This window comes from Bacteroides sp., from assembly GCF_029057325.1.
Classification (GTDB): domain Bacteria; phylum Bacteroidota; class Bacteroidia; order Bacteroidales; family Bacteroidaceae; genus Bacteroides.
On record NZ_JAICZW010000145.1, the window covers coordinates 1 to 7,808 of the forward strand.

Consider the following 7,808-nt stretch of genomic DNA (forward strand, 5'->3'; position numbering starts at 1 on the left):
TAACTGGTCGAAGACGATGACGAGCTCTCTGAATATGCCAGTCACCCCGCACAATACGAGGCTTACAAGAGTGGCAAGGCCAAGCAGGACTTCTTGGCGGATGTGGAAAAACGCCGTGCCGAGCGCGACAAGTCGCCGCTGGACGATGCCAAACCCAAAACGCTTACCGTACAGGTGGATGGCCAGGCCTATCGCGTGACGGTGGCTTACGGCGATATCGATTTGCCGGCATCGGCTACTGAGAAAGTAACCTCACCCGTAGGCGAAGGTCAGGATGTGCCCGCTCCGTTGGAAGGCAAGTTCTTCCTCACCAAGAACACGCAAGAGACTCCGGTTAAAGTAGGCGACAAAGTGAAGAAGGGTGACTTGCTCTGCTATATCGAAGCCATGAAGACGTACAATGCCATTCGCGCCGACTTTGACGGAACGGTAGTGGCTATCTGCGTGAATTCGGGTGACTCTGTATCTGAAGATGATGTATTAATGAAGATTGGATGATGGAAGAAATAATTGAAAAACTCTATGAAATGACGGCATTCAGCAACATCATTGCCGAGCCGTCATTCCTCGTGATGTATGCCATTGCTTTTGTCCTGCTTTATTTAGGTATCAAGAAGCACTACGAACCGCTGTTGCTGGTGCCCATCGCTTTCGGTGTGCTCATTGCCAACTTTCCCGGCGGTGATATGGGTGTGATTCAGGCGGATGAGCATGGAATGGTCATGGTGAACGGGGTGCTGAAGAACATCTGGGAGATGCCGTTGCACGAAATTGCGCACGAACTCGGGCTGATGAACTTCATTTATTATATGTTGATTAAGACGGGCTTCTTGCCGCCTGTCATCTTTATGGGTGTGGGCGCAATGACCGACTTCGGTCCGATGCTCCGCAACTTGCGTCTTTCCATCTTTGGCGCGGCTGCCCAGTTGGGTATCTTTACGGTACTGCTTTGTGCTGTGCTGATGGGCTTTACGCCGAAAGAGGCAGGTGCGTTGGGCATTATCGGTGGTGCCGATGGTCCGACGGCCATCTTTACGACCATCAAGTTGGCTCCCCATCTGTTAGGTCCGATTGCCATTGCCGCTTATTCGTATATGGCATTGGTTCCGGTGATTATTCCGTTGGTGGTGAAGCTGTTCTGCACCAAGAAGGAGTTGATGATTAACATGAAGGAGCAAGAGAAGCTTTATCCTTCGAAGACGGAGATTAAGAACCTGCGCATATTGAAAATCATCTTCCCGATTGCGGTGACTACAGTGGTGGCCTTGTTCGTGCCTACGGCGGTGCCTTTGATTGGTATGTTGATGTTCGGTAACTTGATTAAGGAGATTGGTTCCGATACCAGCCGTCTGTTCGATGCGGCCTCCAACAGCATTATGAATGCGGCTACCATTTTCTTGGGATTGAGTGTGGGTGCCACGATGACGAGTGCCGCGTTCCTCAACTGGACAACCATCGGCATCGTGATTGGCGGTTTCCTGGCATTTGCTTTGTCCATTACGGGCGGCATTTTCCTGGTGAAGCTGTTCAACTTGTTCAGCAAGAAGAAGATCAATCCGCTGATTGGTGCTACAGGGCTGAGTGCCGTTCCGATGGCAAGCCGTGTCTGCAACGACATCGCCACGAAGTATGATCCGAAAAACCATGTGCTGAACTATTGCATGTCCAGCAATATCTCCGGTGTCATCGGTTCGGCTGTTGCGGCAGGCGTGCTGATTTCATTCTTGGGATAAAAAGACTATTCCCCTATTGTAACAATAAGAGGTCGCACTATTATAGTGCGGCCTCTTGTCGTTCTTGATAGAGTGGGAGTTTATTTTATTTTTCCGCTTCTATCTTCAATTCTTCCCCTTGCTTCAGCGTGTAGGGCTTTCCATAGACCTGTATATCCAGTCCGTTGCCTGCTGTGAGTTTGATTTTTATTTCCTTTTCTACTTGTATGCGGAGCGTGTTTGCCCGGAAGTTCACCTTGAACGAATAGCTGCTCCATTCTGAGGGTATGATGGGGGAAAAGTTTAAGGTGTTTTCCAGCACTTGTATGCCGGCAAAGCCGCGCACAATGGCCAGCCAACTGCCGGGCATGCTGGTGATATGCAGGCCTTGATCTGTTTCATTGTTGTAGTCGTCCAGGTCAAGGCGTGTGGCGTGCAGGAAGAGTTGGTATGCCTTCTCTGCTTTACCGACGCGTGCGGCAAGGATGGAGTGGATATGGGGTGAGAGAGACGATTCGTGCACCGTCATCGGCTCGTAGAACTCAAAATTGCGGCGGATGGTTTCTGTGTCGAAGTGGTAATAATAGAGGTAAAGCCCTAGCAACACATCGCTCTGTTTGATGTAGCAGGAGCGCAGGATGCGGTCCCACGACCAGTGTTGGTTGATGGGGCGCTCTTCGGCAGGGATGTCATTGATGCTTTCCAGCACCTTGTCCATGTAGCCGTCGTTCTGGACGAAGATTCCGTGTTCCGTGTCTTCCGGCAGATACATTTGTTCAATGATTTGTTGCCACCGTTTGCTCTCTTCTGCATGGCTCAGGTCGGTGATGCGGCGGATGCGGGCGTACTCCTCGGGATAATCCCGCGCCACTAAATCCAGAAAATAGAGGGTCATCCGGAGGCATTGTATGCAAGAGTAATTGGTGTACCAGTTGTTGTCCACGTTGTTCTCGTATTCGTTGGGCCCGGTCACGCCTAAGATGACGTACTTCTGCTTCGGTTGTGAGAAAGAGACCCGCTGGCTCCAGAAGCGGCTGATGGCAATCATGACTTCCAGTCCGGATTGGACGATATAGTCCAATGAACCGGTCAGTTTGGCGTGTTGCACGATGGCATAGACGATGATGTTGTTGCGGTGTATTTCTTCAAATGTGATTTCCCATTCGTTGTGGCACTCTTCTCCGTTGCTGGTCACTTGTGGAAAGAGGGCGGCTCCTTTTTTGAATCCCAGCTTTTGGGCATTTTCGATGGCTTTCGGCAGATGTCTGTGCCGATAGGCCAACAGGTTTTTGGCAATCTCTTTGGGGGTGGAAAGCAGGAAGAAGGGCACGCAACATAGTTCTGTGTTCCAATAGGTGTTTCCGCCATATCTTTCTCCGGTCAGTCCTTTGGGTCCGATGTTCAGGCGCGGGTCATCTCCCCGGTAGGTCTGGTAGAGTTGGAATATGTTGTATCGGATGCCTTGCTGCGCTTCCGGATCTCCTTCGATGATGACATCCGTGTCGTCCCAAATCTCTTGCCAGGCCTGCTTGTGCTCTTCAAGCAGGGTGTCCCATCCGATGTTTTTGGCTTCGTGTGCCTCGTTTACGGATACTTCTATCAGTTTGCTCCGCTCGTTGTATAGCGAGGAGGTGATGGCGATATATTTGATGAGCGTGATGTTGTCTCCCGGCTTGACGTCGGTTCCTACACTGAATCCGCTCTGTGTCTCTTTTTCGATTCGTATGGAGGTGTTTTTCGCTTCCTTGCCGTTTTTGAAGAACTGGCAGGTCATGGCGTAGCACACTTGTGTGTCTTCCCGTCGGGTCTGGGTCCATAGATAGGCGCAATCGCTGGTCGTGCCGGACCGCAGTATGTTCCAGGTTTTCTCGTTGGGAGCCGTCGTCTCATCCGTTATGACTCCGTCGAGGAGTGGCACTAAGGATATCTTGCCGTTGTAGTTGAGGGACGTCACGCTGTATTTGATGAAGCAGAGGTCGGGACGGGCCATGTCTGCCACATGTTCCACATGGATGCGGAGCCGGTTTCCACGGGGAGAGGTGACTTCCATATCCCGGTAGGAGATACCTTCTTTCATGTTGAGGCGGCGATAGAAGCTGTCCACGTCCCATTTGGCGATGTCCAGCTCCTCGTCGATGAGGCGCAGGTTGATGCGGCTCCAGTCGGCGGCCCGGGGGATGCGGGTGTAGTATTGGGGGAATCCGTTTTTCCACCATCCTACACGGGTCTTGTCCAGAAAGCTGACGCCGGCCACGAACGAGCCACGGTAGCTGTCGCTGCTATAGGGTTCTTCAAAATACCCACGTTGCCCGAAACGTCCGTTTCCAAGGCTGAATATGCTTTCCGACATGCGTAGGCAGTCGGGGTGAAAACTGTCTTCGATGATGTTCCACTCATCGGTCAGGAGATATTTCTTCATGCTGATGTGTTTTTCAGGATTGTCGCCGTAAAGATAAGCAATATGTGGAAATAAAGAAGAAAAATGGAGACAAAAATACGTGAAGCAGGAAAGGAAAAAGGAAGAGGAGGAGGGATGACTCTGGCGGATGTTATTTTTTGACTTGACAGACACTTGTGTTCAAGCTGACAGACACTTGTGTTCAAGCCGACAAAGTCCAGTGTCTGTCAGCTTGAACACAAGTGTCTGTTGATGGCTGTCTTTTAATGTGTTACGAGCGCATGAAGAGCGTGTTTTCATAACCGGGATAATTCCGGTTGTTTGCGTCAATCGGCTTTCTCTTCTTTAGCCTCTTTAATTAAATATACACAAATGGCACCGATTATCAGCATCACGCCCGCCATCACCAGCATATTGATTTCGGGAGGAAGCGCCCCTTCGGGAGTGAAGAGCGCAAGGATGGTGCCACCCAATGCGGCTGCCACGATTTGCGGGATGCAGATGGTTCCGTTGAATAGTCCCAGATAGGTACCCATGTGTCCGCCGCTCAACGCATTGGTCAGGATGGTGAACGGTAGAGCCAGCATGGCCGCCCATGCACAGCCGATGAGCAGGAAGGAGATGAACAGCATGTATTGGTTGTGGAAGAAGTAGGTGGAGATGAAGCCGATGCCGCCCAGCACCAGACTCAGCGAGTAAACCTTGCGGCGGTCTTTGAACATAGGTATGCAGATGGCCCAGAGCACGGAGCCGATGGCCTGTACGGCAAACAGCACGCCTACCCAGTCGGCAGCATTCTGGTATTGCAGGCTTTTGGTGTCGAGCACAATCCGGTTCACGCCGTTGACCACATGTTCCACGGTCGGGGCGTCGAATGCGTTGGCGGCAATGCTGCCGTTGGTGTATGTCCACATGAACATGAAGGCAAACCAGCAGAAGAATTGCACCAGTCCCACGGTCCAGAAAGCTTTCGGGGCTTTGACGAGCAGCTTCAGCATACTGGTCTTTTCGTGCTCCTGCTCTTCGGTGATGCCATGGTATTCGGCATATTCGGCGGGTGGCATTTCCTTCACCTTGACGGAGGTGTAGATGACGCAGAAGATGAGGATGGCCGCTCCGATGTAGAACGAGTAAATCACCGAATCGGGGATGACACCCTGCGGTGCCGTGTTGCTGATGCCTATCCACGCGAATATGAAAGGAAACAGATAGCCGACCAGGCTGCCCGCGTTGCAGAGGAAACTCTGGATGGAGTAGGCGAGTCCTTTTTGCTTTTCGTTCACCATGTCGCCTACCATCATCTTGAAAGGTTGCATCGCCATATTGATGGAAGTGTCGAGAAACATCAGCGACACCAACCCGAATATCATGGCCGTGCCTACCGCCATACCGAAGCTGCCGGCGTTGGGAAGAAGGCACATCACCAATACGGCAATCAGCGACCCGATGAACAGGTAGGGGATGCGCCGCCCGAAGCGGGTCCAGGTCTTGTCGCTGGCGGCGCCCACTAAGGGTTGTACGATGATGCCTGCCAATGGGGGCAATATCCAGAAGTAGCTTAGGCTATGCGGGTCTGCACCCAGTGTGGAGAAAATGCGGCTGATATTGGCACTCTGCAAGGCGTATGCAATCTGTACGCCGAAAAAACCGAAGCTGATGTTCCACAGCTTCCAGAAACTTAAATCCGGTTTTGCTTTCATAATTGTTCAATGTGTTTTTGTCAATGGGGCAATGTGCAAATGAACTGATGCGCAAATAGGCCGATTGACTTGACACTGTTTTTTAAAGGTTACTACTTTTATTGTTTATTCTTATCATTATTCAATTAATTGTTCTCATTTCGTCGTTCCCCTGACAACCAGGTTGGTGCGTACTATCTTGTTTCCGCTTTTTTCTTCGTCTTCCAATTTGTCAATCAGAATGCTGAATGCGCTTTTGCCTACTTCCTCGCCACGCTGTTCCACGGTGGTCAGTTTCGGGTCGGTGCTTTGGGCGATGGCTCCGTCGGTGAATCCGCAGATGGATACCTCATCGGGCACTTTCGCACCTACCAGTTTACAGGCATACAGAATGCCTGCTGCCGTCTCGTCGTTGATGGCAAAGAAGCCGTCGGGGCGTTGGTCGCTTTCCAGCAGATCGGGGGTGATGGAGATGGCGCGTTCGCGGGTGTCGCAGAAGAGAATCATGCTGTCATCCACCGGAATCCGGTATTTCTTCATGGCGTCCAAGTAGCCGTTCCGGCGGTTTTTGGTGATTTCCAGATGTGGGGCGGCTCCATAGAAAAAGATTCGTTTGCAACCGGTCTGAATCATGTATTCCACGGCGGCGAAAGAGCCCGCATAGTCGTCCACAACCACACGTTCGGTCTGGAGTCCTGTGCAGATGCGGTCGTAGAAGACGATGGGAATGTCGTTGTTCAGCAACTCTTGATAATGTTCGTATCGGGAGGTGTCTTTGGCAAGCGAGGCGATGACCCCGCAGACACGGGCGGCAAGGAAGGAGTGTACGATTTTCACTTCCTGTTCGTACGACTCGTTGCTTTGCGCTACGATGATGTTGTAGCCTGCGTCTGTCGCCGCTTTTTCGATTCCGCTCAACACACACGAAAAAAAGTGGTGTACCAGTTGCGGGACAATCACACCGATGGTATTGCTGCGGCTGACACGCAGGTTCACGGCAAGCGCATTGGGCTTATAATGATGTTCGCGGGCGTATGCGTGGATGAGGTCACGTGTTTCCTGACTGATGTCCGGGTTGTCTTTCAGTGCTCTCGACACGGTGGAGGGAGAGACATTCAATGCCCGGGCTATATCTTTGATGGTAATCTGCGGTTTATTCATGGTATTGCTTTTTTTGAACAAAGATAAAGGAAACTTTGTTATTCCATTTGCAAAAGTAGCAGAATGTGGGCAATTGCATTTTGTCCGGTGGAATTTATCGGATTACAAGTTTGTGCAAACGTTTGCGGATATTTGTGTGGAAGCATTTGGAGCGGCCAAAGTTTCTTGTGTTTCTTAAATCTGTATATTTGTGCAACATTAAACTTAAAACGTCATGAAATACATTAAATTCTTAGCATTCTCCATTTGTACCGCATTGGCTGCATCGGCTTGCGGTGGTAGCAGCGAACCCAATGCTGACAACAACGAACTTCCCGACCACGAAGAGAACGTGGATGCCGGCTTTGCCAAAGGTGCCGATTTGGGATGGATTACCGAATATGAATCCAAAGGATATGGCTTTTATAATGCCAAAGGTGAAAAGCGCGAGTGTACGGCGCTGATGAAGGAGCTTGGGTTGAATGCCATCCGCATTCGGGTATGGGTAGATCCGGGCAAGCACGGCAACTGGTGTAACACGGCCGATGTGGTGGAGAAAGCCAAACGAGCGAAAAACTTGAATATGGACGTGATGATAGATTTCCACTACAGCGACTGGTGGGCGGATCCTGCGCAGCAGAACAAACCTGCATCGTGGGCCGGCAAGAGTCTGGCAGAGCTGAAGCAAGCCCTTAGCGACCATACAACGGGCGTGCTTCAAGCATTGAAGACGGCGGGTGTCACACCCAAATGGGTGCAGGTGGGCAATGAAATCCGTCCGGGAATGTTGTGGGACAAAGAACAGGCTTTGAGCGGCGCTTCCTACGATGTGACGGAACGCGATTTGAAAGATGCGCCGGCAAATGCTTCCGACAAGGT

General features: G+C 51.2%; 5 protein-coding genes and 1 pseudogene. 3 read left to right on the plus strand and 3 right to left on the minus strand.

Annotated features, from left to right (window positions below):
• Positions 1-9: 9 nt before the first annotated feature.
• Both K2G43_RS09015 and K2G43_RS09020 read left to right on the plus strand, forming a co-directional pair.
• Positions 10-498, plus strand: a pseudogene (locus K2G43_RS09015) (biotin/lipoyl-containing protein); the annotation flags it as partial.
• Positions 498-1,733: a sodium ion-translocating decarboxylase subunit beta gene (locus K2G43_RS09020; protein WP_297643532.1), complete on the plus strand. Its 1,236-nt coding sequence runs from the start codon at positions 498-500 to the stop codon at positions 1,731-1,733. The pseudogene K2G43_RS09015 and the gene K2G43_RS09020, both read left to right, overlap by 1 nt.
• An 85-nt stretch (positions 1,734-1,818) precedes the next feature.
• Here the strand turns inward: K2G43_RS09020 and K2G43_RS09025 are convergent, their stop codons facing one another.
• The 3 genes from K2G43_RS09025 to K2G43_RS09035 all read right to left on the minus strand — a co-directional run bounded on the left by K2G43_RS09025 (position 1,819) and on the right by K2G43_RS09035 (position 6,950).
• Positions 1,819-4,131 carry a family 65 glycosyl hydrolase domain-containing protein gene (locus K2G43_RS09025; protein WP_300154386.1) on the minus strand — a complete coding sequence of 771 codons (2,313 nt, stop codon included), beginning with the start codon at positions 4,129-4,131 and terminating at the stop codon, positions 1,819-1,821.
• Positions 4,132-4,436: 305 nt separating this feature from the next.
• Positions 4,437-5,810: an SLC45 family MFS transporter gene (locus tag K2G43_RS09030; protein WP_297643528.1), complete on the minus strand. Its 1,374-nt coding sequence runs from the start codon at positions 5,808-5,810 to the stop codon at positions 4,437-4,439.
• 135 nt (positions 5,811-5,945) lie between these two features.
• Positions 5,946-6,950 carry a LacI family DNA-binding transcriptional regulator gene (locus tag K2G43_RS09035; RefSeq protein ID WP_297643526.1) on the minus strand — a complete coding sequence of 335 codons (1,005 nt, stop codon included), beginning with the start codon at positions 6,948-6,950 and terminating at the stop codon, positions 5,946-5,948.
• A gap of 214 nt (positions 6,951-7,164) precedes the next feature.
• Between K2G43_RS09035 and K2G43_RS09040 the strand changes: the two genes are divergently transcribed.
• A partial coding sequence (locus tag K2G43_RS09040) for a glycosyl hydrolase 53 family protein (RefSeq protein ID WP_300154390.1) occupies positions 7,165-7,808 on the plus strand: 644 nt, incomplete at its 3' end.